The sequence below is a fragment of the Brachybacterium sp. NBEC-018 genome, from assembly GCF_024860185.1.
GTDB classification, from domain to species: Bacteria; Actinomycetota; Actinomycetes; order Actinomycetales; family Dermabacteraceae; genus Brachybacterium; species Brachybacterium rhamnosum.
In genome coordinates this window covers 3581105-3605176 of the sequence record NZ_CP100650.1, presented here as the reverse complement: position 1 = coordinate 3605176, position 24072 = coordinate 3581105, and the positions used below count along the sequence as shown (strand labels likewise).

23 protein-coding genes are annotated in these 24072 nt (G+C 73.3%); 7 read left to right on the top strand and 16 right to left on the bottom strand.

The features are described 5' to 3' along the window. Window positions 1-64: 64 nt before the first annotated feature. The 3 genes from NLU66_RS16395 to groL all read left to right on the top strand — a co-directional run bounded on the left by NLU66_RS16395 (window position 65) and on the right by groL (window position 2966). Window positions 65-352 (top strand): DUF3263 domain-containing protein, encoded by a 288-nt coding sequence (locus NLU66_RS16395; RefSeq protein WP_259360666.1) that lies wholly within the window; start codon window positions 65-67, stop codon window positions 350-352. A gap of 71 nt (window positions 353-423) precedes the next feature. Beyond that, entirely contained in the window at window positions 424-1014 is a 591-nt protein-coding gene (locus NLU66_RS16390) for a LytR C-terminal domain-containing protein (protein ID WP_259360665.1), read from the top strand. A gap of 314 nt (window positions 1015-1328) precedes the next feature. Continuing rightward, on the top strand, window positions 1329-2966 hold the full coding sequence (groL, locus tag NLU66_RS16385) for a chaperonin GroEL (protein WP_259360664.1): 1638 nt from the start codon (window positions 1329-1331) through the stop codon (window positions 2964-2966). Between the two features lie 96 nt (window positions 2967-3062). Here the strand turns inward: groL and NLU66_RS16380 are convergent, their stop codons facing one another. Beyond that, on the bottom strand, window positions 3063-3584 hold the full coding sequence (locus NLU66_RS16380; RefSeq protein ID WP_259360663.1) for a DUF1990 domain-containing protein: 522 nt from the start codon (window positions 3582-3584) through the stop codon (window positions 3063-3065). A gap of 48 nt (window positions 3585-3632) precedes the next feature. On the opposite strand from NLU66_RS16380, the gene NLU66_RS16375 reads away from it, so the two are divergent. Next, window positions 3633-4091 (top strand): SRPBCC family protein, encoded by a 459-nt coding sequence (locus NLU66_RS16375; RefSeq protein ID WP_259360662.1) that lies wholly within the window; start codon window positions 3633-3635, stop codon window positions 4089-4091. A gap of 21 nt (window positions 4092-4112) precedes the next feature. On the opposite strand, the gene NLU66_RS16370 is transcribed toward NLU66_RS16375, so the two are convergent. From NLU66_RS16370 to NLU66_RS16350, 5 genes are all read right to left on the bottom strand, one after another. Beyond that, entirely contained in the window at window positions 4113-4943 is an 831-nt protein-coding gene (locus NLU66_RS16370; RefSeq protein WP_259360661.1) for an energy-coupling factor transporter transmembrane component T family protein, read from the bottom strand. Next, entirely contained in the window at window positions 4940-6730 is a 1791-nt protein-coding gene (locus tag NLU66_RS16365; protein ID WP_259360660.1) for an ABC transporter ATP-binding protein, read from the bottom strand. The genes NLU66_RS16370 and NLU66_RS16365 overlap by 4 nt, the downstream gene beginning before the upstream one ends. Continuing rightward, a complete protein-coding gene (locus tag NLU66_RS16360) occupies window positions 6727-7290 on the bottom strand; it encodes an ECF-type riboflavin transporter substrate-binding protein (protein ID WP_259360659.1) in 564 nt (187 codons plus the stop codon). Before NLU66_RS16360 ends, NLU66_RS16365 begins: the two co-directional genes overlap by 4 nt. A gap of 28 nt (window positions 7291-7318) precedes the next feature. After that, window positions 7319-8158 carry an SAM hydrolase/SAM-dependent halogenase family protein gene (locus NLU66_RS16355; protein ID WP_259360658.1) on the bottom strand — a complete coding sequence of 280 codons (840 nt, stop codon included), beginning with the start codon at window positions 8156-8158 and terminating at the stop codon, window positions 7319-7321. 96 nt (window positions 8159-8254) lie between these two features. Continuing rightward, complete coding sequence (locus NLU66_RS16350; protein WP_259360657.1) at window positions 8255-9262, bottom strand: LLM class flavin-dependent oxidoreductase; 1008 nt, start codon at window positions 9260-9262, stop codon at window positions 8255-8257. A gap of 117 nt (window positions 9263-9379) precedes the next feature. Between NLU66_RS16350 and NLU66_RS16345 the strand changes: the two genes are divergently transcribed. Both NLU66_RS16345 and NLU66_RS16340 read left to right on the top strand, forming a co-directional pair. Continuing rightward, on the top strand, window positions 9380-10348 hold the full coding sequence (locus NLU66_RS16345; RefSeq protein WP_259360656.1) for an MsnO8 family LLM class oxidoreductase: 969 nt from the start codon (window positions 9380-9382) through the stop codon (window positions 10346-10348). A gap of 322 nt (window positions 10349-10670) precedes the next feature. Beyond that, a complete protein-coding gene (locus NLU66_RS16340) occupies window positions 10671-11315 on the top strand; it encodes a hypothetical protein (protein WP_259360655.1) in 645 nt (214 codons plus the stop codon). Here the strand turns inward: NLU66_RS16340 and NLU66_RS16335 are convergent. The 7 genes from NLU66_RS16335 to NLU66_RS16305 are packed head-to-tail and all read right to left on the bottom strand — an operon-like array spanning window position 11281 to window position 19644. Further along, window positions 11281-11787 (bottom strand): GNAT family N-acetyltransferase, encoded by a 507-nt coding sequence (locus NLU66_RS16335; RefSeq protein WP_259360654.1) that lies wholly within the window; start codon window positions 11785-11787, stop codon window positions 11281-11283. The genes NLU66_RS16340 and NLU66_RS16335 overlap by 35 nt on opposite strands. Continuing rightward, window positions 11784-13481 (bottom strand): dipeptide ABC transporter ATP-binding protein, encoded by a 1698-nt coding sequence (locus NLU66_RS16330; RefSeq protein WP_259360653.1) that lies wholly within the window; start codon window positions 13479-13481, stop codon window positions 11784-11786. Before NLU66_RS16330 ends, NLU66_RS16335 begins: the two co-directional genes overlap by 4 nt. Continuing rightward, window positions 13478-14338 carry an ABC transporter permease gene (locus NLU66_RS16325; RefSeq protein ID WP_259360652.1) on the bottom strand — a complete coding sequence of 287 codons (861 nt, stop codon included), beginning with the start codon at window positions 14336-14338 and terminating at the stop codon, window positions 13478-13480. Before NLU66_RS16325 ends, NLU66_RS16330 begins: the two co-directional genes overlap by 4 nt. Further along, entirely contained in the window at window positions 14335-15348 is a 1014-nt protein-coding gene (locus tag NLU66_RS16320; protein ID WP_259360651.1) for an ABC transporter permease, read from the bottom strand. The genes NLU66_RS16325 and NLU66_RS16320 overlap by 4 nt, the downstream gene beginning before the upstream one ends. Next, on the bottom strand, window positions 15345-16991 hold the full coding sequence (locus tag NLU66_RS16315) for an ABC transporter substrate-binding protein (RefSeq protein WP_259360650.1): 1647 nt from the start codon (window positions 16989-16991) through the stop codon (window positions 15345-15347). Before NLU66_RS16315 ends, NLU66_RS16320 begins: the two co-directional genes overlap by 4 nt. Then, complete coding sequence (locus tag NLU66_RS16310) at window positions 16988-18244, bottom strand: PLP-dependent aminotransferase family protein (RefSeq protein WP_259360649.1); 1257 nt, start codon at window positions 18242-18244, stop codon at window positions 16988-16990. Before NLU66_RS16310 ends, NLU66_RS16315 begins: the two co-directional genes overlap by 4 nt. After that, window positions 18244-19644, bottom strand: a complete 1401-nt coding sequence (locus NLU66_RS16305) for an FAD-binding oxidoreductase (protein ID WP_259360648.1) — start codon at window positions 19642-19644, stop codon at window positions 18244-18246. Before NLU66_RS16305 ends, NLU66_RS16310 begins: the two co-directional genes overlap by 1 nt. An 890-nt stretch (window positions 19645-20534) precedes the next feature. Here NLU66_RS16305 and NLU66_RS16300 point away from each other — a divergent pair. Continuing rightward, entirely contained in the window at window positions 20535-21974 is a 1440-nt protein-coding gene (locus tag NLU66_RS16300; protein ID WP_259360647.1) for an HNH endonuclease signature motif containing protein, read from the top strand. A gap of 32 nt (window positions 21975-22006) precedes the next feature. Here NLU66_RS16300 and NLU66_RS16295 read toward each other — a convergent pair whose 3' ends face one another. From NLU66_RS16295 to NLU66_RS16285, 3 genes are all read right to left on the bottom strand, one after another. Next, entirely contained in the window at window positions 22007-22531 is a 525-nt protein-coding gene (locus NLU66_RS16295; RefSeq protein ID WP_259360646.1) for a hypothetical protein, read from the bottom strand. A 73-nt stretch (window positions 22532-22604) separates the two neighbouring features. After that, window positions 22605-23576, bottom strand: coding sequence for a cation diffusion facilitator family transporter (locus NLU66_RS16290; protein ID WP_259360645.1), 972 nt, complete (start codon window positions 23574-23576; stop codon window positions 22605-22607). Then, on the bottom strand, window positions 23573-23968 hold the full coding sequence (locus NLU66_RS16285; protein WP_416232169.1) for an ArsR/SmtB family transcription factor: 396 nt from the start codon (window positions 23966-23968) through the stop codon (window positions 23573-23575). Before NLU66_RS16285 ends, NLU66_RS16290 begins: the two co-directional genes overlap by 4 nt. Window positions 23969-24072 lie beyond the last annotated feature (104 nt).

Sequence of the window (24072 nt, the reverse complement as noted above, 5' to 3'; positions counted from 1 at the left end):
GGTCCCCGCGGGGCGGGCGGCGCGCCGCCGACGCCCGCCCCGTGCGCCGCCGTAGGGTCGATCCATGCCCGCCGAGCTCCCCTCCGATCCGTCCGCGTCCGCCCTCTCCGAGAGCGACCGCCGGATCCTCGAGCTCGAATCGCGCACCTTCCGCTACGTGGGGGCGAAGGAGCGGGCGATCCGCGAGGAGATCGGCATCTCCCGCATCGCCTACTACGTGCGTCTGAACGCGCTGCTGGACTCCCCGGACGCGCTCCGCGCGGCCCCCGCGCTCGTGCACCGCCTGCGCGGCCGGCGCGTCTCCGCGGACCCGACCTCCGCCGCCGCGCAGGACCCGGGCCAGGTGGCCTGAGCCGCCGCATCCGACGGGACGCGGCGCGTGTGCTCCCGCGACCTCCCCGGCCGAGCTGGTTCAATGGGCCCGTGGCAGATTCCCAGTACCCCTACCCGCCCGACCGGTTCGACGACGAGGCGGACGCCTCCTCGTTCCACGGCGCCCACCGCGCCGAGGAGCCGTTCTGGCGCCAGAACCTGGTCTACATCGTCATCATCGCGGCCGCGTTCGTGACCCTGGTGGTGCTGCTGTTCGTGATCGGGAACCTCGGTCGCGGCGGGGACGAGCGCTCCGCGGATCCCACGACCCCGGCCGCCTCCTCGCAGGCCGCGCAGAGCGACGGCGGCGGCGACGCCTCGGAGTCCCCGGCCGCCGAGGCCGACAAGTCCACCCCGGTCCTCGTCGTCAACGCCGGCGGCATCAACGGCCTGGCCGGGACCTGGCAGAGCACCCTCGAGGACGACGGCTGGGAGAAGGTCGACGTCGGCACCGCGGACAACCGCCAGCAGGAGGCCGTGGTCTTCTACCGCGACGAGGCGGACGCCGCGAGCGCCCAGGCCCTCGCGGACGCGGTGGGCGCCGGCGAGGCCCGCCAGAGCGACGAGTACGACGCGAGCATCACCTTCGTGGCGGTCGAGCAGCCGGCCGACGACTTCGGCTCGGGCGACGGCGAGGGCTGAGCGCCCGGCAGAGCCCCCGAGGACGGGCCGCCCACGCCGACCGGACAGCACGTCCGGGGCGCAGGGCGGCCCGTTCTGCATCAGCCCGGGAACCGCGCTGTGCTCGAGGCGAACGGGGTTAGCACTCTCAGGGCGAGAGTGCTTATGATGATCTGGCACTCGGTGCACGGGAGTGACAGCTCTCCGCGTGCCGGGCCCTGAACATTCCGATCCCGTGAGGGATCCGCCGCCGTGGGACAGGAACACGGTGTCGGATGCCGTCCGTCGCGGGCACTGGATCGGGTGGACATCACAGACACGGGAGAGATTCCACCATGGCCAAGCTCATCGCTTACGACGAGGAGGCCCGTCGCGGCCTCGAGCGCGGGATGAACCAGCTCGCTGACGCCGTCAAGGTCACCCTCGGCCCCAAGGGCCGCAACGTCGTCCTCGAGAAGTCCTGGGGCGCCCCCACGATCACCAACGACGGCGTCTCCATCGCCAAGGAGATCGAGCTCGACGACCCGTACGAGAAGATCGGCGCGGAGCTCGTCAAGGAGGTCGCCAAGAAGACGGACGACGTCGCGGGCGACGGCACCACCACCGCCACCGTCCTCGCCCAGGCCCTGGTCAAGGAGGGCCTGCGCAACGTCGCCGCCGGCGCCAACCCGATCGCGCTCAAGCGCGGCATCGACAAGGCCGTGGCCGCCGTCTCCGAGACCCTGCTCGCGCAGGCCAAGGAGATCGAGACCAAGGACCAGATCGCGAACACCGCCGCCATCTCCGCGGCCGACCCGGCGATCGGCGAGCTCATCGCCGAGGCGCTCGACAAGGTCGGCAAGGAGGGCGTGATCACGGTCGAGGAGTCCAACACCATGGGCCTCGAGCTGGAGCTCACCGAGGGCATGCGCTTCGACAAGGGCTACATCTCCGCCTACTTCGTCACCGACGCCGACCGCCAGGAGGCCGTGCTCGAGGATCCCTACATCCTCCTGCTCTCCTCCAAGGTCTCCGCCGTCAAGGACCTCCTCCCGCTGCTGGAGAAGGTCATCCAGTCCGGCAAGCCCCTCGCGATCATCGCCGAGGACGTCGAGGCCGAGGCTCTCGCCGTGCTCGTCGTCAACAAGCTCAAGGGCTCCTTCAAGTCCGTGGCCGTCAAGGCCCCCGGCTTCGGCGACCGCCGCAAGGCGATGCTCGAGGACATGGCGATCCTCACCGGCGGCCAGGTCATCTCCGAGGAGGTGGGCCTCAGCCTCGAGACCGCCGGCCTCGAGCTGCTCGGCCAGGCCCGCAAGGTCGTCGTCACCAAGGACGAGACCACTATCGTCGAGGGCTCCGGCGACGCCGAGCGCATCGCCGGCCGTGTGAAGCAGATCCGCACCGAGATCGAGAACTCGGACTCGGACTACGACCGCGAGAAGCTCCAGGAGCGACTCGCGAAGCTGGCCGGCGGCGTGGCCGTCATCAAGGCCGGCGCCGCGACCGAGGTCGAGCTCAAGGAGCGCAAGCACCGCATCGAGGACGCCGTGCGCAACGCGAAGGCGGCCGTCGAGGAGGGCGTCGTCGCCGGTGGCGGCGTGGCCCTGCTGCAGGCCGGCAAGGACACCTTCGACAAGCTCAGCCTCACCGGTGACGAGGCGACCGGCGCCAAGATCGTGAAGATCGCGATCGAGGCCCCGCTCAAGCAGATCGCCGTCAACGGCGGCCTCGAGGGCGGCGTCGTCGCGGAGAAGGTCAAGAGCCTCCCCGTGGGCCAGGGCCTCAACGCCGCGACCGGCGAGTACGAGGACCTCCTCGTCGCCGGCATCATCGACCCCGTCAAGGTCACCCGCTCCGCGCTGCAGAACGCGGCGTCCATCGCGGGCCTGTTCCTCACCACCGAGGCCGTCGTGGCCGACAAGCCGGAGCCCGTCAAGGCTCCCGCCGGTGGCGACGAGATGGGCGGCATGGGGGGCATGGGCGGCATGATGTGATCCAGCCCCACGGCTGATCACCTGCCGCTCGACCCGAGCGCACAGCGGGCCCCGATCCTCTCCGGAGGGTCGGGGCCCGTCTGCATCCGCTGGGGCTCAGCGCAGTGAGCGCAGGTAGCGACGGCGATAGATCTGCTGCAGCACGAGCGCGACCGGGAACAGCGGCCGATACCGGCCGCGGGCGGCCGCCGTGACCGAGCGCAGGGTGAGGACCACGGCGCCGTCGCGCGCCCGGTGCAGGATGAAGGCCTCCTCGCCGCGCACCGGATGCCCCTGGCGGGTCGTGTAGGACAGGGCCACCCGGTCCTCACCGTGCACCACTTCGAGGACCTGCGCCGGTTCCCGCACGCGCAGCGGCCCCAGGCGGGCGATGATCGTCAGCTCCTGGCCCGGCGCGGGCGGCCCGGTGTCGGGCGCGAGCGAGAAGCCGCTGCGTGTCTTCACCGCCCAGCCCAGCAGGTCCGCCGACGCCCGCTTCCAGCACTCCTCCCCGTTCCCGATGACCCGGGATGCCGTGGCCACCCGCCCCGGCATCTCCCGCGGCACGACGGGCCACGTGTCGGAATCGGGGGCGGTGACACCGGGATGGTCCCAGGTGACTTCTCGGGCTCGTGCCATCCCCGGAGCATAGAGCGGCCCTCGTCCCGCCGATGGGACGATGGTCCGATGACCTATGAGATCCAGGAGTCCCTCGTCGTCCCCGTCCCTCCGGCGGAGGTGTACGCCGCGGTCAGCGACGTCACGCGCACGGGGGAGTGGAGCCCGCAGTGCCGGCGGTGCACCTGGGACTCGGACGCCCGCGGCGTCGGCGCCCGCTTCACCGGGGACAATCGCACCCCCGAGCGCGAGTGGAGCACCACCTCCGAGGTGGTCGCCGACGAGCCCGGGGAGCACTTCGCCTGGTCCGTCGGCCCCGGCCGGGTCGTCTGGGGGTTCCGGCTGCGCGCCGTCCCGGAGGGCACCGAGCTCACCGAGTACACGCGCACCACGCCGCAGCTCCTGGAGGTCTTCACGGAGCGCTACGGCGACCGCGCCGAGGAGGAGATCGCGATCCGCCAGGAGGCCGCGCGCGCCGGGATCCCGGCGACCCTCGCGGCGATCCGCGAGGTGCTCACTGCGGGCTGAGCCGCCGGCCCTATTCCCGATTCAGCCGAACGGGTTCCAGTAGCGGCCGCCGTTCACGCCGAGCAGCACGATCGGCACCACGACGAGCAGCACCGCGAGGGCGATGACGAGGAGGTCCGCGGGCCGCAGGGGCGTGCGGACGAACCAGGTGCGGCCCCGCTCCCGGCCGAACCCGCGCAGCTCCATCGCGGCGGAGACCTCCTCGATCCGGTCGAAGGTGCCCAGCAGCAGCGGCATGAGCACCGCGGAGAGGTTCCGGAGCCGTGTGCGCAGCGGCACCGCGCGGGAGGTGTCGATGCCGCGCGCCTGTTGCGCCTGGGAGACGGTGCGCAGGTCCCGCTGGATGTCCGGCACGTAGCGCAGGGCGAGGGAGACGGCGTAGGCGATGCGGGCGGGCACCCCGATCCGGGCGAGCGCGGAGGCGAACTCCGGCGGGCGCGTCGTGGTGACGAACAGCAGCACGGGCGGCAGCACCGCGAGGTACTTCAGGGTGACGGCCGCCTGGTAGAATAGCTGCTCCTGCGTGAGGTCCCAGCGCCACGGACCGTCCAGCAGCACGTGCCGGGTGCCGAACAGCTGCGTCCCGTAGCCGGGGGCGAAGAGGAAGATGCCCAGGTTGTTGAGCACCATGAACACGCCGATCAGCGTGAGCACCACGGCGAGGTCCCGCAGCCGCACCCGGGACAGCGCCCAGGCCACGACGGAGAGCGCGGTGACCGCGAGCAGGTAGCGCACGTCGAAGCCGATCATGGCGCCCACGACGGCGCCGATCACGAGCACGAGCTTCGAGATCCCGGAGAGCCGGTGGAGCACCCCGGGGCGGTCCACGTAGCCCAGCAGCGGCGCGCTCATCGGGGTGCTCCGTCCGACGGCGGCGCGACCGGCACGGCGCGGTCCGCGTCCACGAAGCGGCGCACGAGGGCGTGGGGGTCCGCGAGGCCGCAGCGCTCGGCGAGGTCGTACAGGCCGGTCGTGACGAGGTGGGCGCGCGCGGTGAGCTCGGGGTCCACGAGCACCCGGGCGGGGTCGTCGTCGGCGAGGAGGTGGCCGTCGGACATGACGAGCACCCGGTCGGTGTGCTCGAGCGCGAGGTGCATGTCGTGGGTGATGAGCACGATCGTGGTGCCGCGGCGGTGGAGCTCCCGCAGGAACCCCATGAACTCGCTGTAGTGGGCGTGGTCCTGTCCCGCGGTGGGCTCGTCGAGGATGAGCACCTCCGGCTCGAGCGCGAGCACGGCGGCGATCGTCACGCGCTTGCGCTGCCCGTGGCTGAGCGCGGAGAGCGGCCAGGAGCGGTAGGGCCGCAGGCCGCACACCTCGAGCACGGCGGCGGTGCGCTCGGCGATCTCCTCCTCGCTCGCTCCGCGGGCCCGCAGCCCGAGCGCGATCTCCTCCGTGATGAGCGGGCGGGAGAGCATCTGCCCCGGCTCCTGGAGCACGAAGCCCACGTGCCGGCCGTGCTCGGCGAGGGACCACGAGGCGGCGTCGACGGCGCCGATACGCACGGTCCCGCCGGTGGCGCGCTCGAAGCCGCAGACGACCTTCGCGAGCGTGGACTTCCCGGCGCCGTTGGAGCCGAGCACGCCGATCATCTCGCCGCGGCGCACGCGGGCGGTGACGCCGTCGACCACCAGACGCTCACGGTCGGGGCCGACGGGCAGCGCGCAGGAGACGTCCTCGAGGTCCAGGGCGGTGAGGGCGGCGGGCTCCTGCCGAGGGGCGGCATCGGCCTCTGCCGGCGGTGGGGAGTCCGCGACCCAGCGGCGCACCGCCCCGATCTGCGCCTCGGTCAGCGCCATGTCCCGGGCGCGGGAGGGGCGCTGATCGGCGGTGACGGGAGCGCCGGCGAGAGCGAGCGCGGCGACGTGCAGGGGCGGGCGGATCCCGTGCGCCTCGAGCAGCCCCGAGGCGAGGACCTCCTGCGGGGGCGCGTCGATGACGATGCGACCGTCGGCCATGAGCACGATCCGGTCCACGTCGCGGTGCAGGACGTCCTCGAGGCGGTGCTCGACGACGACGACGGTGCGGCCGTGCTCGCGGTGGAGCTCGTCGAGCAGCTCGACGGTCGCGCGGCCGGTGGCAGGGTCGAGGTTCGCGAGCGGCTCGTCGAGCAGCAGGACCTCGACCTCGTCCACGAGCACGCCGGCGATCGCGACGCGCTGCTTCTGGCCGCCGGAGAGCTCCCGCGGCGAGGCGTCGAGGCGGTCGCCGATGCCGGCGAGCTCTGCGGCGGCCCGCACCCGCTCCGGCATCTGCTCGTGGGGGACACGCTGGTTCTCGAGGCTGAAGGCGATGTCCTCCGCGACGGTGAGCCCCACGAACTGGCTGTTGGAGTCCTGCAGGACGGTGCCGACGGAGGCGGCGGTGCGCACGAGCGGCACCGTCGCCGGATCCGCCCCGGCGACGCGGATGGTGCCGCTCGCCGTGCCGCGATGCCGGTGCGGGATCATCCCGTTGAGGGCGCTGATCAGCGTGGACTTGCCGGAGCCGGAGGCGCCGACGATCGCGATCTTCTCCCCGCGCCGGACCACGAGGTCCACGTCGTGGAGGGTCGGCGCGGATTGCGCACGGTACTGGAAGGAGTACCCGGCCAGCTCGATGAGCACCTCGCCCGCGGTCTCCCCGGGGGCGGCGCTCACTGCTCGCGGCTCAGGGAGCCGGTGCGGGTGCGGGTGCGCGCGTAGACGGCGAGGATGATCGTGCCGAGGATGCACGCGGTCAGGGAGTTGACGATGAAGGAGAGCCCGCCCTGGGTCCACACCTTCGCGGCGGGCTCCCCGTAGATCACCACGTCGCCGAGCGGGGCGACGAGCAGCCAGGAGACGGCGTTGGCGAGGACGATCGCGACGTTCACGCGGATCGCGGTGGTGCGGGTGAACTCGCCGTCCTCGATCGCGTGGCGCAGCAGGGCGAGCCCCACGAGCAGGCCGAACACGCCCGAGGCGAGCTCCCAGGAGATCCAGATGCCGTAGCCGGTGGCGTCGATGAGGACGTGGCCGATGATCCCGGCGAGGGCGCCGACGAGCGGCCCGTAGAGCACCGCGAACACGGCGAGCACCGCGTACTGGATGTTGATCGAGGTGTTCGGCACGGGGGACGGGATCGCGGCGAAGCGGCCCAGCACGAAGAACAGGGCGGCGCCGATGCCGATGGCGACGACCTGGGTGACGGGGGAGTGGGAGCGGGTCAGGGCAGGCATGACGGGGGCCTCCGAGGGGCGGGTCGGTTCAGCGGACGGGGTCGAGGGTCACGTGCCAGGAGGCGCCCGTGCCCAGGGAGAAGGCGCGCGCGTAGTGGCCGCGGTTGATGGCGATCGCCATCCGGTCCAGCGAGTTCACGTACAGCAGCGACTCACCGACCTCGACGGCGGCGAAGCTGCGCGCATAGGTCACCTGCGCGGCGTGGACCACGGTGTCGTGATGGCGCACGCGCACGGTGACCCGGTCGCCGGGGCCGACGCCGAGCTGCGCGAACAGGGTGCGGGGGATCGAGGTCCACAGGGACCCGTAGCGCACGTCGAGCGTGTCGATCGTGCCGGTGACGCGGCCGTCCGCGAGCTCCGGCTCCGTGATCGGCAGCCGCACGAGGGCCGCGGGGTCCAGGGCGGGGCCCATGTCCTCGAAGGAGGCGATCCCGGCGGCGAGCCGGGCCCCGGTGAAGGCGTAGATGTCCCGCCCGTGGAAGGTGTAGGACTCCTCGGAGCCGGGCCGACGGTGGCGGGTCTCGTCGATCTCCCGCAGCTCCGTGATCCCGAAGATCGCGTCGAGATGGGTGAGGGTGCCGTTGTCCGGGGTGACCACGAGGTGGCCGGTCGCCGTGCGGGCGACGACGGAGAGGCGGTCGGAGCCGACGCCCGGGTCCACGACGGAGACGAACACCGTCCCCTCGGGCCAGTAGGAGAGCACCTGGGCGAGGCGGTAGGAGCCCTCCCAGATGTCGTACGGCGGGATGTTGTGGGTGACGTCGTGGATCCTCAGGCCCGGATCGACGCCCACGGCGACGCCGTACATGGCGCTCACCGCGCCGTCGTCGAGCCCGAAGTCGGACTGCAGGACGAGTGCGCTCATGGAGCGATTATGCGCGCGGCGCCCCGGCCGGGACCGGGGCGCCGTCATCTGGCGTCATCCGCCGTCACGGACGGCAGGTGCCGAGAGGGTGCGGGCTCAGAGCCCCCAGGCCTCGGCGAGCAGCTCGATGCCGCGGATCCGGTGCTCGGGGTCGAAGTAGTTCGCGGTGACGATGAGCTCGTCCGCCTCGGTGGCGTCGACGATCGCCTCGAGCTGGGAGACGACGCTCGACGGGGAGCCGACGGCGCGGATCGAGAGGGTCTGCTCGACCTGCTGCATGAGGTGGTCGGGGTAGGCGCCCTCGAGGTCCCGCGGCGGCTGCGTCTTCATCCGCTGCCCGGTGACGACGCCGAGGAACTGCTGCACGTTCGTGGTGAACAGATGCTGCGCCTCCGCGTCCGTCGGCGCGATGACGACGTTGACGCCGACCATCGTGCGCGGCGCGTCGATCTGCGCGGCCTCGCTCTGGGTGGCGCTGAAGCTCTCGCGGTACACGCGCAGCGCGTCGAGGTACTGGAAGGGCGCGAAGTGCGAGGCGACGGAGAACGGCATCCCCAGCTGTGCGGCGAGCCGGGCCCCGTTGGTCGTGGAGCCGAGGATCCACATGGGCACGTCGGTGCCCTCGGCGACGCCGGCGCGGATCGGCAGGCGGCCGCTCGGCTCGGCCTGGGACCAGTCGCGCATCTGCTCGACGGCGGCGACGAAGGCGCCGGGCTCCGCGGAGGTGCGGGCCAGCAGCTGCGCCGTGTACTGGTCGGTGCCGGGCGCGCGGCCCAGGCCCAGGTCGATCCGGTCGCCGTGGAACTGGACGAGCGTGCCGAACTGCTCGATGACGGCGAGCGGGGAGTGGTTGGGGAGCATGATCCCGCCGGAGCCCACCCGGATCCGCTCGGTGAGGGAGGCGGCGCGGTCGATCAGCAGGCTCGTGGCGCTCGAGGCGAGGGACTCCGCGTTGTGGTGCTCGGCGTACCAGTAGCGGGAGTAGCCGGAGCGGTCCGCGGCCTGCGCGGCGCACATCGAGACGGCGATCCCCTCCCGGGCGTCCTGCCCCTCGCTGAGGGGGACCAGATCGAGGATCGACAGGGGGACGTGGGGCGTGCTCATGGCGCGAGCCTAGCCACGTCACGGGCGCCGTGGCGGGGCCCGGAGGAGGGGGATGGATCACCCGCCCGGAGGCCCCGGAACGGGAAGAGACGCGGGGGTCGCGGCGTTGCGGATGCCGTGGAACTGTCCCTCCTCGATCGCACCCGCACGCGCTCCGACCTGCCCGAGCAGGCGGCGCCCGGGCACAGCATCGAGCGGGCCGTGGCCGCGGAGGCGCTCGGCTACCGCCGCTTCTGGGTCGCCGAGCACCATGCCGTGCCGGGCATCGCGAGCCCCGCCCCGGCGGTGCTGCTCGCCGCGATCGGCCAGCGCACGTCGAGGATCCGCCTGGGCTCCGGCGGCGTCATGCTCCCCAACCACCGCCCGCTCGTGGTCGCCGAGCAGTTCCTGCTGCTCGAGGCGCTCACCCCGGGCCGCGTGGACCTGGGGCTGGGGCGCTCGCTCGGCTTCACCGCCCCGGTGCGGGAGGCGCTGGGGCGTGACGCCGCGAGCCCCGAGGGGTTCGCCCGCGAGGTCGAGCAGGTGCGGGACCTCCTCGCCGGGGACGGCCCGATCACCGCCCGCCCGGCCGCCGCCACGACGCCGCCGCTGCACCTGCTCGCGACCGGAGCGGGCCTCACCACGGCGGCGCAGCTGGGCCTCGGCGTCGTCATCGGCGGGCCGATCCTCCACAGCGAGGACCTCGGCGCGCAGGTCGGCGCCTACCGCCGCGGCTTCCGCCCCCACCGGGGGAGCCGTCCCCACGTCATGCTCTCGATGGACCTGCTCGTCGCGAGCACCGACGCCGAGGCCCGCGAGCTCGCCCTCCCGGAGATCTGGGCGATGGTCGCCTCCCGCGTGACCGGCGAGTTCCCGCCGCTCGAGGACCCGGCGACGATCCGCGCCCGTGACCTCACGGGCCGCGAGGCCTCCCGGGTCGAGCAGGGCCTCGCGACCGCCTGGGCGGGATCCGCCGCGACCCTGCGCCCGCGCGTGGAGCGCCTGGTCGAGGCGACCGGGGCCGACGAGGTCCTCGCCTCCGGATCGACCTTCGACCGTGACGCGCTCACCGCCTCCGACGCCGCGGTCGCGGAGCTGCTGGGCTGAGCGCCGGCACACACCCGTCGACGGACCGTACCCGGCGCGGCTAGGGTGCTCGGGATCAGCCGACGGAGGAGGCGCAGGTGCCGACACGCATCACCGGTGACGATCCCTCCCACGATCCCGAGGCCGCCAGGCGCCGTGCCGAGCCGGAGCCAGGAGAGGTCCTGGGAGACCGGCTCTGGTCACGGGACACCGAGGACCTGGAGATGGAGGATCCCGTGCGCAGGAGCGAACCCCCGCGCGAACGAGGGTTCTGACCCGCGCGACCGAGCGGAGTCCGACGGCTCTCAGACAGGGGTGCGGGGACAGCGCATAGCCTCGGCGCATGACTCCCTGGCAGCCGGACCTGCTCGCACGCCTCGCCGAGCGCGTCCCCGGTGACGTCGTCCCCTACGGCTCGGTGACCGCGCCGGAGCTGCTCGACGGGTGGAGCGACCTCGACGTGGCCGTCACCGCGCGGGAGCCCTTCGAGCTCGAGGCCGTGCTCGGTGCGCCGCTGTGGACGGTGCAGGAGGCGGCCGACGGGGACACGCAGGTGCTGCGTGCGGTGCTCGTGGACGGCCGGCGCGTGGACCTCGGCATCCGCGGTGCTCGGGCGCGCGTCCCCGAGGCGGCGGCCGATGCGCCGATCCGCTTCGAGGCGGCGCTCGCCGTGGTGCGCTTCGGCCGCGGCAGCGACCTCATCGGCCTGCACCTCACGCTCGGCATCCTGCGGGAGGCGCTCGTGCAGTCCATGCTCGCGGCGGACGCCGCGACCGGGACCGCGCACCATCGCACCGCGACCGAGCACGACGCGCGCGCCGCCGAGGCGCAGGCCGTGCTCGCCGAGCCCCTCGGGCCCCGCATGGCCATGGACGCCTACGCCCTGTACGGGCGCCGGCGCGCCGAGATCGAGCCGGGCTACGCCGCAGATCCTGCCCCGCTCGAGGCGGTCCTCAGGCGGGGAGCGGCTTCCGGAAGCAGACGCTGATCCCGTCGGCCGGGTCGTAGGGAGCGAACACGGGGACGCGCTCCCAGCCCTGCCGCTCGTAGAGCGCGATCGCCTCGGGCTGGCGGTTCCCGGTCTGCAGGAACAGCTCCGTGGCGCCCTGCTCGCGGGCACCCTCCTCGAGCTGCTCGAGCACGGCGCTCGCGAGACCCAGACGGCGATGGCCGGCGTCGATGAACAGGCGCTTGACCTCCCAGCGGTCCGGGAGCCGGCGCAGGGTGCCCGTCGCGGCGACCTCGCCGTCCACGAGGGCGAGCAGCAGGAAGGCGACGTCCTCCGTGGTGGGCGGCGCCGGGCGGGGGCTGTCCCCGCGCAGGGCCGCGTACCGGGGGCCGATCTCCGCGTCCATCGCGGCGCGCAGGGCCTCGCCGCGCGGATCGTCCCAGGTGGTGCGCTCCCAGGTGAGGGTGCGGCCGTCCCGCAGGAGCGTCCGTCCCTGATCGGTGGCGGTCATGCGGGCACCTCCGTCGTGTCCCGGCGGGCGGGGATCGAGGCGATGAGCTGGCGCGTGTACTCCTCGCGCGGGTCCGTGAGCACGCGGCCGACGGTACCCTCCTCGACGACCTCGCCGCGGCGCAGCACCGTGAGGGTGTCCGCGAACTGGCGCACCACGCCCAGGTCGTGGGAGATGAACAGGTAGGTCAGGCCCAGGTCCCGCTGCAGGGTGAGGAGCACCTCGAGGATCCCCGCCTGCACACTCACGTCGAGGGCGCTCGTCGGCTCGTCGAGCACGAGGACGTCCGGCCGCAGGGCGAGGGCCCGGGCGATCGCGACGCGCTGGCGCTGCCCGCCGGAGAGCGTGCCGGGGCGCCGCGAGCGCAGCGCCTCGGGCAGGCGCACCGCCTCGAGCGCCCAGGCGGCGCGCTCCTCCCGCTCGGCGCGGTCGCCCACCCGGTACAGGTCCAGCGGCTCGCGGACGATCCGTTCCACGGTGAAGCGCGGGTCCAGGGAGGTGAAGGGGTTCTGGTGGACGATCTGCAGGTGGCGGCGCACCTCGCGCAGCGCCCGACGGTCCGTCGGATCGACCGCGCGGCCGCCCACGGTGAGGCTCCCCGCGTCGACGGTCTCGAGGCCCAGCAGCGCGCGGGCCGCCGTGGACTTCCCCGAGCCGGACTCGCCCACGAGGGCGTGGTTGCGGCCGCGGGGGATCGCGAAGGAGACGCCGTCCAGCGCCCGCACCTCGCGGTCACGGCTGCGGAAGGTGCGGGAGACGTCGGAGACCAGCACCTGCGGCGCATCGGTGCGGCAGGCGTCGCCCGTGAGCGGGTGCCGTTCGTCCCGCTCCGCGCGCAGCCCCGCGAAGCGGTCCGGGTTCAGGCCGGGGACGTCCGCCTGCAGGGCCCGCGTGTACGCCGAGCGGGGCGCGGTGAACACCTGCGCCGTCGGCCCCGCCTCCTGGACCGCGCCGTCCTGCAGCACGACGACCTCCTCCGCGCGGGCGGCGGCGATCGCGAGGTCGTGCGTGATCAGCAGGACCCCGATCCCGAGCTCGCGGCACAGGTCGTCGAGCAGGTCGAGGATCTGCTTCTGCACGGTGACGTCGAGGGCGGAGGTGGGTTCGTCGGCCACGAGCAGCCGCGGCCCGGGCAGGATCGCGAGCGCGATGAGCACCCGCTGCAGCTGCCCGCCGGAGAGCTGATGGGGGAAGGAGTCGATGATCCGCTGCGGGTCCGGCAGCCCCACCCGCTCGAGCGCTCCGCGCACGAGCGCCTCGCGGTCCGCGCGGCGGCGCGCCCCGGGCACGAGCGCCGCCGCCTCGAGCGCCTGCGCGCCGATCGAGCGCACCGGGTTCAGCGAGGAGCCCGGATCCTGCGGGACGAAGCCCAGCACGCGGCCGCGCAGCGGCAGGAACTCCGCCTCGCGCAGGCCCGTGAGCTCACGGCCCTGCACGGCGATCGAGCCGTCGACGCGGGCGCGGCGGGAGCCGAGCAGCCGCAGCACGGCCCGCGCGATCGTCGACTTCCCCGAGCCGGACTCGCCGATCAGCGCGAGCGCCGAGCCCTCGGCCACGGAGAACGAGACGTCGTGCACGACCTCGGTGTCCCCGTAGGCGACGCTCAGACCGCTCACCTGCAGCAGCGGGGCGGGCGGCGCGGGCTCCGGGACCGTTCCGTCGGTGCTGCTCTGTGTGTGCTCGAGAATGCTCATCGGTTCCTCCCCTGATCCAGCCAGCGGCTGATGCGGCTCACGGACAGCACGACGACGGCGATGACAAGACCCGGGGCGATCACGAGCCACGGGGCGTGCAGGAGATGCTCGCGGCCGTCGGAGACGAGCAGACCCCAGTCGGAGGCCGGGGGCGGATCCCCGTAGCCGAGGAACGCGAGCCCGGCGATCACGAGGATCGCGACGCCGAACTGCAGGATCGCGAGGGACACGACGGGCCGCAGCGCATTGGGCAGCACGTGCCGCAGCAGCACGTACGCGGAGGAGCCGCCGTTCACGCGCGCCGCCTCGATGAACACGCTCGTACGCACCCGCAGCACCTCCGCCCGCATGAGCCGGGCGAACACGGCGACCGCGGAGACGCCCGTCGCGATCGCGGCGTTGCGGGTGTCGTAGCCGAGCGCCGTCACGACGACCACGGCGAGCAGGAAGCCGGGGATCGCGAGCAGCACCTCGACCACGCGGCCCACGACCGCGTCCACCCAGCCGCCGAGGTAGCCCGAGAGCAGGCCCAGCACGCCGCCCACGACCACACCGATCGCGACCGCGATCAATGCGCTCGTCATCGAGGAGGCCGAGCCGTGGATGATCCGCGTGAGCAGGTCCCGCCCCAGGTGGTCGGTGCCCAGCCAGTACTGCCCGCCGGGTGCGGTGAACTTGTCGTCCGGCACGCCGAGCGCCGGATCGTGGCGGGTGAACAGGCCCGGCACGAGCGACCAGGCGAGGACCAGCAGGATCACCGCGAGGGACAGGATCACCGTCACGGGCGGTCGTCGGCGGGCGAGGGCGCGCGGGCGGGCCGCGGCGAGCGGCCCGGAGGTGAGCGCGGTGGCGGTCATCGGGTTCCCTCCGTCCCGCGCAGCCGCGGGTCCAGCAGCGGGTACAGCAGGTCGATCACGAGGTTCACGACGACGAACACGGCGGCGGAGAGCACCACGGCGACGAGCAGCACGGGCACGTCCTGTGCGGCGACCGCCTTCTGCACGACCGTCCCGACGCCCGTGCGGCCGAAGATCGTCTCGGTGATGAGCGAGCCGCCCAGCACCTCGCCGAGCACGAGGCCGACGACGGTCACGGTGGGCAGCAGGGACGGGCGCAGCAGGTGCCGCAGCACCACCTGCGCGGGCGGCAGGCCGCGCGAGACGGCGACCTCCGCGTAGTCCTGGCCGGCGGAGTCGTCGAGCGCGGTGATGAGCACCTGCGCGATCTGCGCGGAGACGGGGATCGCGAGGGTGAGCGCCGCGGCGAGCGTGGAGCCCGCGCTGTCCGGGTCCACGAGGCTGAAGAGCCCCAGGTTCACGGCGAGCACCTGGATCAGCACGAGGCCGATGAGGAAGTTCGGGGTCGAGAGGAACACCGTGGGCAGGGCGCGCACGACGCCGTTCAGCGGCCCCTCCGGCAGCAGCCGCGAGAGCAGGCCCAGCACGGCCGCGATGAGCACCGCGAGCACGAGCGCCGTGACGGCGAGGGCCAGCGTCGAGGGGATCGCGGCGCCGAGCACCGCGGTGACCGGCTGCGAGGTGGACAGCGACAGCCCCAGGTCCCCGCGCACCGCATTGCCGAGCGAGAGCAGCAGCTGCACGAGGACGGGCTTGTCGAGGCCGTGGAAGGAGCGGATCTGCGCCTTCTCCGCGTCGGTGTACCCGGCCTGCGGGCTGTCCAGCTGCGCGGAGATCGGGTCGCCCGGGATCGCGGCGAGCACGAGGAACACGAGCACGTACGCGAGGACGACGACGATCAGCGCCTGGCCGGTCCGGCGCGCGGCGAAGGAGGCGTAGCGGCGGGCGGAGGCGGCGGCGGCGGCCGACGGCGCCGCGGCCCGGCGGGGGAGGGTGGCCGCGGTGCTCATGAGGGCTCCTTCGTGGCGGCGTGGTACGAGGGGATCGCGACGGCGTTGAAGCTGATGCCGCTCAGCCCCGGGGTCTGCACGTAGATGCGCTGCACGTTCTGCTCGAGGGGGATGAAGTACGCCTGCTCGAGCACGTGCCGGGACAGCTCGTCGACCACGCCGGCGCGCTCCTCGCGGGAGACGGCGCCGGCGACCTCGTCCCGGAGCCGCACGAGCTCCGCGTCGGAGGAGCCGACGGCGAACCAGTCCTCGCCCTCGTCGGTCACGACCCCGGCGACCGTGCCGACGTCCACGAAGCTGCGGGTCACCTCGGCGACGCCCTGCGTCGGGTCGTTGGTGACGCGCTCGCCCCAGGTGGGGATGTCGAGCTTCTGCGTGCGCACATGGATCCCGAGCCGGCCCAGGTGCTGGCCGATCAGCTCCGCCTCGGGGACGGAGCCGGTGAGGTACGGGGTGGGGTAGATCGTGAAGCCGAGCTGCACGCCGTCCTTCGTGCGGAAGCCGTCGGCGTCGCGCTGCGTCCACCCGGCCTCGTCGAGCAGGGACGCCGCGAGCTCCGGGTCGTAGTCGAAGAGGTCCGTGAGGTCCGTGGCCTCGGGGACGCCGGACTGCAGCCAGCTCGTCGCCGGCTCCCAGGCGTCGGTGAAGACGGTCCGCAGGATCTCCGCACGGTCGATGCCGCGCGTGAACGCCTGCCGCACGCGCACGTCGTCGAAGGGCGCGACGTCGGTGCGGAGGTTGTAGCCGTGCACGAAGCCGAGGTAGCGGGGCACCTCGATGTGGAAGCCGGCCTCCGTGAAGGAGTCCAGCACCTGCGGGTTCACGTTGTAGGACACGTCGGTCTGGTGAGCGCGCGCGGCGGAGGCGCGCAGCGTGTCGTCCGGGAGCACCGTGAAGGTGATCGCGGCGAGGCTCGCCGGTCCGCTCGCGCCGAGCACCTCGGGCGCCCAGTCGTAGTCCTCGCGGCGCACGAGGCGCACATGGTCACCGGCGGCCCAGGAGTCCAGCACGAAGGGGCCCGAGCCGATCTGGAAGGCGAGGTCGGACTGCTGCTCGAGGCTGCCGGCGAGGCTCGACGGGGCCATGAGCTGGCAGCCGTGGTAGCCGAGGGTCGGCAGGAAGGAGAGGGTCGGCGCGGTGAAGGAGACCCGCACGGTCCGCGCGTCCACGGCCTCCGCGGCCTCGAAGGTGCTGCCCGGGAACAGGCCCACCCGGGCGAGCCCCTCCTCGGGCCGGCCGACGGCCCAGGCCTGGATGTTCGCGACGACGGCCTCCGCGTCCAGCGGCGTGCCGTCGGAGAAGGTGACGCCGTCCCGGAGGTGGAGCACGTACGCGGTCGCGTCCTCGTCCTGCTCCCAGGACTCCGCGATCCACGGGGACACCTTCCCCTCGGGGTCGGTGTGCACGAGCTTGTCCGTGAGCTGCTGCCACACGTTCGCCTCGTAGCTCGAGATGGCGCTCTTGGAGGGCACCCAGCCGCCGTCGAGGTTGGAGATGAGGAAGCTGAGCTCCTGGTCCTGCGCGTCGGCGCCGCCGTCGGCCTGCGCGGCGTCGACCGCGCAGCCGGCGAGGGGGAGCGCGGCGAGGCCCAGGGCCCCGGCCCCGAGGCCCTGCAGGAGGTGGCGCCGGGAGGTCGGGGTCATCGCCGCGCCTCGGGGGAGGTGAGGGCGCCGACGAGCCGCTCGACCCCGGTGCGCAGGCCGTCCTCGGGCAGGTGGCTGATGCCGATCCGCAGCCGGCCGCGATCCTCCGTGCCCTCCTCGAGGAAGAAGAAGCGGCCGAGCACGGCATCGGTCCCGAAGCGGGTGCGGGCCAGCTGCTGCGCGGCGGCGAGGTCCACGCCCTCGTCCTCCACGCGCGCCCACAGGAAGATCCCGCCGCTGCGATGGTCCACCGTGACCCCGCCGGGGAGGGCCGCGTCGAGCAGCCCCGCGACCAGGTCGAAGCGGTCGGCGTAGGCGGCGCGGGCGCGGTCCGCGATGCCGTCGAGGCCGCCGTCCAGCGGGGCATGGTCGCCCGCGCCGACGATCCGCTCGACGACGGACTGCACGAGCACCGAGGAGTGCTGGTCCTGGTTCGCGCGCAGCCGCGTCACGGGGCCGACGAGCCAGGTGGGCAGCACGAGGTAGCCGAGCCGCAGCCCCGGGCCGAGGACCTTCGAGAAGGTCCTCACGTGCACCACGAGCTCGGAGCCGAGGTCGTAGTCCGCGGGCACCTCGACGCCGGGGAAGCCGAGGCCCGCGTACGCGTTGTCGGAGACGATGACGAAGCCGAACCGCTCGGCGAGCTCCGTGAGGCGCTCGCGCTGCGCGGCCGGCGTGACGAAGCCCGTCGGGTTGTGGAAGTCGGGGACCGTGTACAGCAGCTTCGGGCGCGCGCCCGCCTCGAGCCGGGCCTCGAGGGCGTCGATGTCGAAGCCGTCCTCGCCGAGCGCGAGCGGGAGCACCTCGACCTCGTGGTGCTGGAGGTCGCGGAAGATCAGCGGGTACGTGGGGTCCTCGACGACGATCCGGTCGCCGCGGTCCAGCAGCGCGTCGAACACGAGGGACAGGCCGTGGAAGGCGCCGTTGGTGATGAGCACGCGGCTCGCGTCCACGCCCTCGCGCTCCGCGATCCACTCGCGCAGCGGGGTGATCCCCGGCGTCACGTTGTACTGCAGCGCGGCGACGAGGGCCTGCGGGTCCTCGGTGAGCGCGGCGGTGGCCCGTCGGATCGCGTCGAGGGGGAGGGCGTCCGCGCTCGGGGCGCCGCCCAGCAGCGGCACCGCACCCGGCAGCGCTCCGGTCGCCTTGCCGAAGCCGCGCGAGCGGTCCTCCCGGGCGCCGAGCGCGGAGAGGAGGCCGCCGGCGAGGTGCTCGGGGGAGAGGCGGGCAGGGGCGGTCGAGGTCGTGGTCATCACAGGGCCTTCCCGGGGTTCAGCAAGTGGCGGGGATCGAAGGCGTCCTTCAGGCGGCGCTGCAGGTCGCGGGAGGGGGTGGGGAGCTCGAGGTCGAGCCAGCCGCGCTTGGCGGTGCCGATGCCGTGCTCGCCGCTGATCGTGCCGCCCAGGTCGATCGCGGCCCGGACGAGGTCGTCCGCGGCGGCGAGGATCGCGGGCGGGAGCTGCCCGGGCACGTCCTCCGGGGCGGAGGGCAGGGCCAGGCTCGGGTGGAGGTTGCCGTCTCCCGCATGGGCGACGGCGGAGGTCTGCACGCCGTGGCGGGCGCCGATCTCCGCGAGCTCCGCGAAGACGGCGCCCAGCCGGGACTTCGGCACGGCGACGTCCTCGCCGAGGCGGTGCCCGCCGGCGCCCGATCCGCGGCCCGAGCGGCGCAGCTCCCACAGGTGCTCCGCCTCCGCCTCGTCCTCGATCACGCGCAGTGCGGCTCCGGCGACGGTGAGCGCCGCGGTGAGGTCCGTGGTCTGCTCCTCGACGCCGTAGCCGTCGAGCTCGATGAGCAGGATCGTCGTGTCGCCCTCGGCGATCCGGGATCCCGCGTTCGCGTCGATGTCGTGGAGCGTCGCCGCGTCCAGCAGCTCCGTCGCGGCGGGCCGCACGGGGCTCAGCGAGATCGCGTTGACCCCGGCCGCGGCGGCGGTCGTCGACGGGAAGCGGGCGAGCAGGGTGCGGCGCGCGACGGGCAGCGGGCGGATCCGCACCGTCGCGGCGGTGACCACGGCGAGCGTGCCCTCGGAGCCGATGAGCAGCTGCGTGAGGTCCAGGCCCGTGACGCCCTTGATCGAGCGGTGGCCGGTGCGCAGGAGCGTGCCGTCGGCCAGGACCGCCTCGAGGGCGAGCACCGACTCGCGGGTCACGCCGTACTTCGCGCAGTGCAGCCCTCCCGCGTTGGTGGCGATGTTGCCGCCGATGCTCGAGAGTCGCGCGCTCGCCGGGTCCGGAGCGTAGAAGAAGCCGTGCGGGGCCAGCGCGGCGGAGAGGTCCGCGGTGATGACGCCCGCCTCGACCACGGCGACCTCGTCGAGCGGGTCGATCTCGCGGATCGCGGTGAGCCGCTCGAGGCCCAGCACGATCGCGCCGTGCGAGGGGACGGCGCCGCCGGAGAGGCCGGAGCCGGAGCCGCGCGGCACGACGACGGTGCTCGTCTCGTGCGCGGCGCGCAGGGTCGCCTGGACCCCCGCGGTGTCGCGGGGAAGGACGAGCAGGAACTCGGTGCCGGCCTCGGCGCGGACGGCCGTGTCCCCCGCGTAGCGCTCCTCGGGCTCCGTGACCACGGCGTCCTCGCCGATCTCGGCGCGCAGCCGGGCGGCGAGGTCGGTGAGATGCGGGTTCAGCCCGGTGGTCGCGGTGGTCGTCACGCTGGCTCCTGGAGGTCGGAAGTGATCGTCGTCCATGGTGGGGGCGGTGGAGGCATAAGAGCAAACGATGACCAACATAAGCGTTCATGTCGCGTCATCGAGGGGCGGGGGTCGGCGGGCCGACGCGCAGGCGTGGCGGGCGCGACCCGCGGATCGACGGGGTCGGGGTGGCGCCGAGGGGGAGGGGTCGGCGGTGATGGCGAGACCGGCGGGTCGATGTCGACGTGGCTCGGCGATGGGGTCGGCGGCGGGGTCGGCGGCGAGGTCGCCGGTGGAGTCGCCGGGGGCGTCATCGGGGGCGCCGCGGGAATGCCTCGAACGCCCAGGGGGGGGAGGTCATATGTCACCGGGAGCCGATGAGAGCCTTTCCTCAACAATGGCCAATTATCCACATTAACGGCATGTGCATTGAACGGTGGAGGTGAGGGGTGTAGGGGGGGTGCTGGGGCGGGCCGGGGCGCGATGGTGCTGCGGTGGAGGACGGGAGTCGTCACCGTCGCTGCCGGTCACACGACGATCTGCGTAGCGCGGCCGGCCTCGATGCTGCTGTCGTCGACGGCCCCGGGGGCACTGTCGCACTCGGTGCCGCCCGCCGACGTCGCGGATCGTTCCTCCCCCGAGGGTGGTTGTCCACATTCTCGAGTTCGTGATCGAGAATGCTGGCCATCGGCGAACAGGTGTTCTAAAATGAGGGGAGTGGGGGCGAGGTGAGTTTCCTCGTTCTCGCTGATTCCGTGCAGTGCGCGAGAGCGCCGGGCAGATGCTTCTGGGAGGGGTGGTGGGTGATGACGGTGACGCGACCGCACGGCACGGCGCCGTCCGATGGCGAGCGGCCCGATCGCGCCGCGCTCTCCCACCGGTTCCGTCGGCCGCCCCGTGGGCGCAGTCACGTGACCGCCGAGAACCTCGCGGCGAAGGGGGATCTCGAGGAGGACTCCGCGGAGGCCGTCGTCCTGCGACGCGTCCTCGAGCGGCGCCGCACCGTGCACGCCCACCTCTACATCGAGGAGCTCCGTGACCTCGCCTCCCTGTGGGACGGCGCCTCCGGGGACGACGGCGGCAACGGGATCGCCGCCGGGCTGGTGCTGCGGTCCCGGATCGGCCGCGCCACCCGTCGGCTCCACTACGCCTACATCGGGGTCACCGATCTGCCCGCGTGCCTCGCCCGGGTCGAGTCGGGGGACCTTCCCACGGAATGGTTCGACCAGCTCGTCCGCGCCGTGCGCGACCTTCCGGGAGCCGAGCGCCGTCAGGTCGACGAGACCGTCGCGGGGTGGCGGGTCGAGTCGCTGTCCCCGGATCGTTTCCGGACCCTCGTGAAGCACCTCGTGACCTGGCTCGACCCTGAGGTCGGCGCCGGAGGGGACCCCGCATCGAGGCGGGACGTCTTCCTCGAGCACGCGCCGGCACCGGACGGGACCGCGTTCCTCACCATCGTCGGCCCGATCCCGGAGATCCTCGACCTCAGCACGCGCCTGGACCAGGCCGCCCGCTCGGTGCAGGATGCGCAGCGGCACGCCCTCGAGCGGATCGCCGCCGGTGGCCAGGACCGGCAGATCCCCTGGGACCGGGACGGGGAGGTCGCCGCGAGCGGGCGGCCGATGTCGCTGCGGGCACTCCGCTACGTGCTGCTCACGCGCAGCCCGATCGCGACCGACGGGGTCGAGGTCCCGTCGATGCCGCTGCGGATGAACCTCACCGTCCCCGTCCTCTCCCTGCTCGGCATGTCGGACGCCCCCGCGACGCTCGAGGGCGTGCATCCGATCCCGATCGACATGGCCCGCACGCTCTGTGCGCGGGCGACGGTGTGGCATCGCGTCCTGACCCACCCGGTCACCGGGGAGTTCCTGCCGGTCGCGGCCCGGCAGTATCGGCCCAGCGCGGCGATGATCGAGCACCTGAGGCTGATCGACCCCCTGTGCGCGGTGCCGGGCTGCGATCGCACCGTGCTCCACGTGGGGGAGTGGGACCACATCGAGGAGTTCGACCATCTCGATCCCGCCGCGGGCGGGCCCACCTCGCCGGAGAACCTCCACGGGCTCTGTCGGAGCCACCACCGGATGAAGACGGACGGAGCGCTGGACCCCCAGCGCTCCCCGGACGGCGCCTCCACGCGGTGGGCTGCCGGCGGCATCGACTGGGTGGACGTCCAGAAGAACTCCGACCTCGTCACCAGCGTCCTCGCCGCGACGTACCAACGGGTCTGGGACCGGTTCCAGGAGAGGATCCGCGTCGCCGAGGCGATCACCGCGGGCCGGAACGGTCCACCGGGCGATGCCTTCCCCGGCGATGAACCTCCACCATCATCGGAACCCGACCCGCCGTTCTGAGTCGCTGCCCCGCGCCCCGGGGGCAGTGCGGCTCAGTACCCCGGCGGGCGGTAGCCGGCCGCGGCGTACTGCGCCGCCAGCCGCTCGTTGTGCCGCGAGGCGGCCATGCATCCCCAGATCATGCTCGTGATCCACGCCGCGACCCCGATGAGCGGGACGAAGGCGAAGAGTGCGGCGCCGAAACCCAGTGTCAGCACCGAGAGGATGCCGATCACGACGACCGCGAGCACGATCGCGCCGAGCGTCACGCCCAGCAGGATCAGCGCGCCCGAGGTCGTCGCGTAGAACATGCCCAGAACCCCGAAGAAGAAGGTGAGCACGAAGGTCACGACCACGCTCTTCGGCGCCGGCATCATCATCACCGGGGGAGGGCCGTAGGCGGCCGGCGCGGCATAGGGCTGGACCTGTCCCGGGTGCAGCGGCGCGTGCTGAGGATGGCCGGCCTGCTGCTGCGGCATGCCGTAGGGCTGTGCGACCGGCACGAGCTCGCCCTGCACGACGGGTCCCTGCGGCCGGTGCTCGCGCCGCGGATCAGGCGCGATGGGTGAGGTGGTCATGGAATCCCCCTGATGCTCGTCGCTCGGCCGAGATCCCCGCTCGGCGTCCCGGTCATCGTAGGGGACGCGACCGTCACGCCTGCGGGGGCCGCAGCGCCGTCTCGTCGTCCCCGTGGATCGGGACGTGCGCCTCGGGGATGTCCTCGTAGCTCGCGGGATCGGAGATCGGCTCGAGGTGCGTGAGCACGCGCAGCGACGGCAGAGCCGTCATGAGCTCCGTCTCGAGCTCCTCGATGTAGTCGTGGCCCTGCTTGACCGTCCACTCGTCCGGCACGAGCACGTGCACGTTCATGTAGCGCTCCTGGCCCGCCTCGCGGGTCTGCAGGCCGTGGAAGGTGACCGTGCCGTCGGTGCGACGTCGGAGGATCTCGGTGATGACCTCGTTCTCCTCCTCCGGCAGCGCCTTGTCGAGGAGCCCCGAGACGGACTCCGAGATCAGGCCGACGCCGGTGACGATGATGTTCACGCCCACGAGGAACGCGACGACCGGGTCCAGCCGGTCCCAGCCGGTGATCACCACGAGCGCGACGCCCACGAGCACGCCCGCGCTGGTGACGACGTCGGTCATGAGGTGCTTGCCGTCCGCCCGCAGGGTGATCGAGCGGTGCGTGCGGCCCGCGCGCAGCAGCACCAGGGCGACGCCTCCGTTGACGAGGCTCGCGACGACGCTGATCGCGAGGCCCCAGCCGACGTTCTCGATCGGCCGCGGGTGGATGAAGCGCTCGACGGAGCTCACGAGGATCACGGCCGCCGCCACGAAGATCATGACCCCTTCGACCGCGGCCGAGAAGTACTCGGCCTTCGCGCGGCCGTAGAGGAAGCGCTCCGTCGCCGGACGGATCGCGACCCGCAGGGCGATCAGCGCGACGACGGCGGCGACGAGGTTGACGACCGACTCGGCGGCGTCGGAGAGCAGGCCGACGGAGCCCGTCATGACCCAGGCGCCGGCCTTGAGGGAGATCGTGAGGATCGCGGCGGCGATCGACAGCCACGCGAACCTCGTGAGGTCCACGCGCTCCGGGGCGGGACGGGTGGTGGCGGTCATCGGCGCTCCTTGCGCGGGGGATCGGGGGCGAGCGAGCCGTCGGGGGCGATGTGCTCGAAGATCTGCTCCACGAGCTCCACCACGTGCGGATCGTCCACCGTGTAGTAGCTGTGCCGGCCCTCGCGGGTCGCGGAGACGATGCCGGTGAGCCGGAGCTTGCGCAGGTGCTGGCTCGTGGTGGGCAGGCTCAGGCCCACCTTCTCGGCGAGCTCGCCCACGTCGTAGCGGCCCGTGCTCATGAGCTGCACGAGATGCAGCCGAGCCGGGCTCGCGAGCATCGAGAAGGTGTCCGCGGCGGCGGCGAGCTGCGGCTCGGTGGGAGCGCCCGTGGAGCCGCCCGTCGGGGCGGCCGCGCTCGGTGCGGGGCGGGGCGGTGTCGGCACGTCGACCATCCTCCCCGACGTTTCGTCACTCGCGCAACTGACGAATCGTCGGCTGTGGCGGAGCCGACCTCGACCCACCCCCGGTCCCGCTATCGTGTGGCCACCGTGACACC

What these genes read in the sequence shown, in the direction of transcription:
- NLU66_RS16395 (WP_259360666.1), top strand. Translation starts at nt 65, where the DNA reads ATGCCCGCCGAGCTCCCCTCCGATCCGTCCGCGTCCGCCCTCTCCGAG.
- groL (WP_259360664.1), top strand. Translation starts at nt 1,329, where the DNA reads ATGGCCAAGCTCATCGCTTACGACGAGGAGGCCCGTCGCGGCCTCGAG.
- NLU66_RS16380 (WP_259360663.1), bottom strand. Translation starts at nt 3,584, where the DNA reads ATGGCACGAGCCCGAGAAGTCACCTGGGACCATCCCGGTGTCACCGCC.
- NLU66_RS16375 (WP_259360662.1), top strand. Translation starts at nt 3,633, where the DNA reads ATGACCTATGAGATCCAGGAGTCCCTCGTCGTCCCCGTCCCTCCGGCG.
- NLU66_RS16370 (WP_259360661.1), bottom strand. Translation starts at nt 4,943, where the DNA reads ATGAGCGCGCCGCTGCTGGGCTACGTGGACCGCCCCGGGGTGCTCCAC.
- NLU66_RS16360 (WP_259360659.1), bottom strand. Translation starts at nt 7,290, where the DNA reads ATGCCTGCCCTGACCCGCTCCCACTCCCCCGTCACCCAGGTCGTCGCC.
- NLU66_RS16355 (WP_259360658.1), bottom strand. Translation starts at nt 8,158, where the DNA reads ATGAGCGCACTCGTCCTGCAGTCCGACTTCGGGCTCGACGACGGCGCG.
- NLU66_RS16350 (WP_259360657.1), bottom strand. Translation starts at nt 9,262, where the DNA reads ATGAGCACGCCCCACGTCCCCCTGTCGATCCTCGATCTGGTCCCCCTC.
- NLU66_RS16340 (WP_259360655.1), top strand. Translation starts at nt 10,671, where the DNA reads ATGACTCCCTGGCAGCCGGACCTGCTCGCACGCCTCGCCGAGCGCGTC.
- NLU66_RS16335 (WP_259360654.1), bottom strand. Translation starts at nt 11,787, where the DNA reads ATGACCGCCACCGATCAGGGACGGACGCTCCTGCGGGACGGCCGCACC.
- NLU66_RS16330 (WP_259360653.1), bottom strand. Translation starts at nt 13,481, where the DNA reads ATGAGCATTCTCGAGCACACACAGAGCAGCACCGACGGAACGGTCCCG.
- NLU66_RS16325 (WP_259360652.1), bottom strand. Translation starts at nt 14,338, where the DNA reads ATGACCGCCACCGCGCTCACCTCCGGGCCGCTCGCCGCGGCCCGCCCG.
- NLU66_RS16320 (WP_259360651.1), bottom strand. Translation starts at nt 15,348, where the DNA reads ATGAGCACCGCGGCCACCCTCCCCCGCCGGGCCGCGGCGCCGTCGGCC.
- NLU66_RS16315 (WP_259360650.1), bottom strand. Translation starts at nt 16,991, where the DNA reads ATGACCCCGACCTCCCGGCGCCACCTCCTGCAGGGCCTCGGGGCCGGG.
- NLU66_RS16310 (WP_259360649.1), bottom strand. Translation starts at nt 18,244, where the DNA reads ATGACCACGACCTCGACCGCCCCTGCCCGCCTCTCCCCCGAGCACCTC.
- NLU66_RS16295 (WP_259360646.1), bottom strand. Translation starts at nt 22,531, where the DNA reads ATGACCACCTCACCCATCGCGCCTGATCCGCGGCGCGAGCACCGGCCG.
- NLU66_RS16290 (WP_259360645.1), bottom strand. Translation starts at nt 23,576, where the DNA reads ATGACCGCCACCACCCGTCCCGCCCCGGAGCGCGTGGACCTCACGAGG.
- NLU66_RS16285 (WP_416232169.1), bottom strand. Translation starts at nt 23,968, where the DNA reads ATGGTCGACGTGCCGACACCGCCCCGCCCCGCACCGAGCGCGGCCGCC.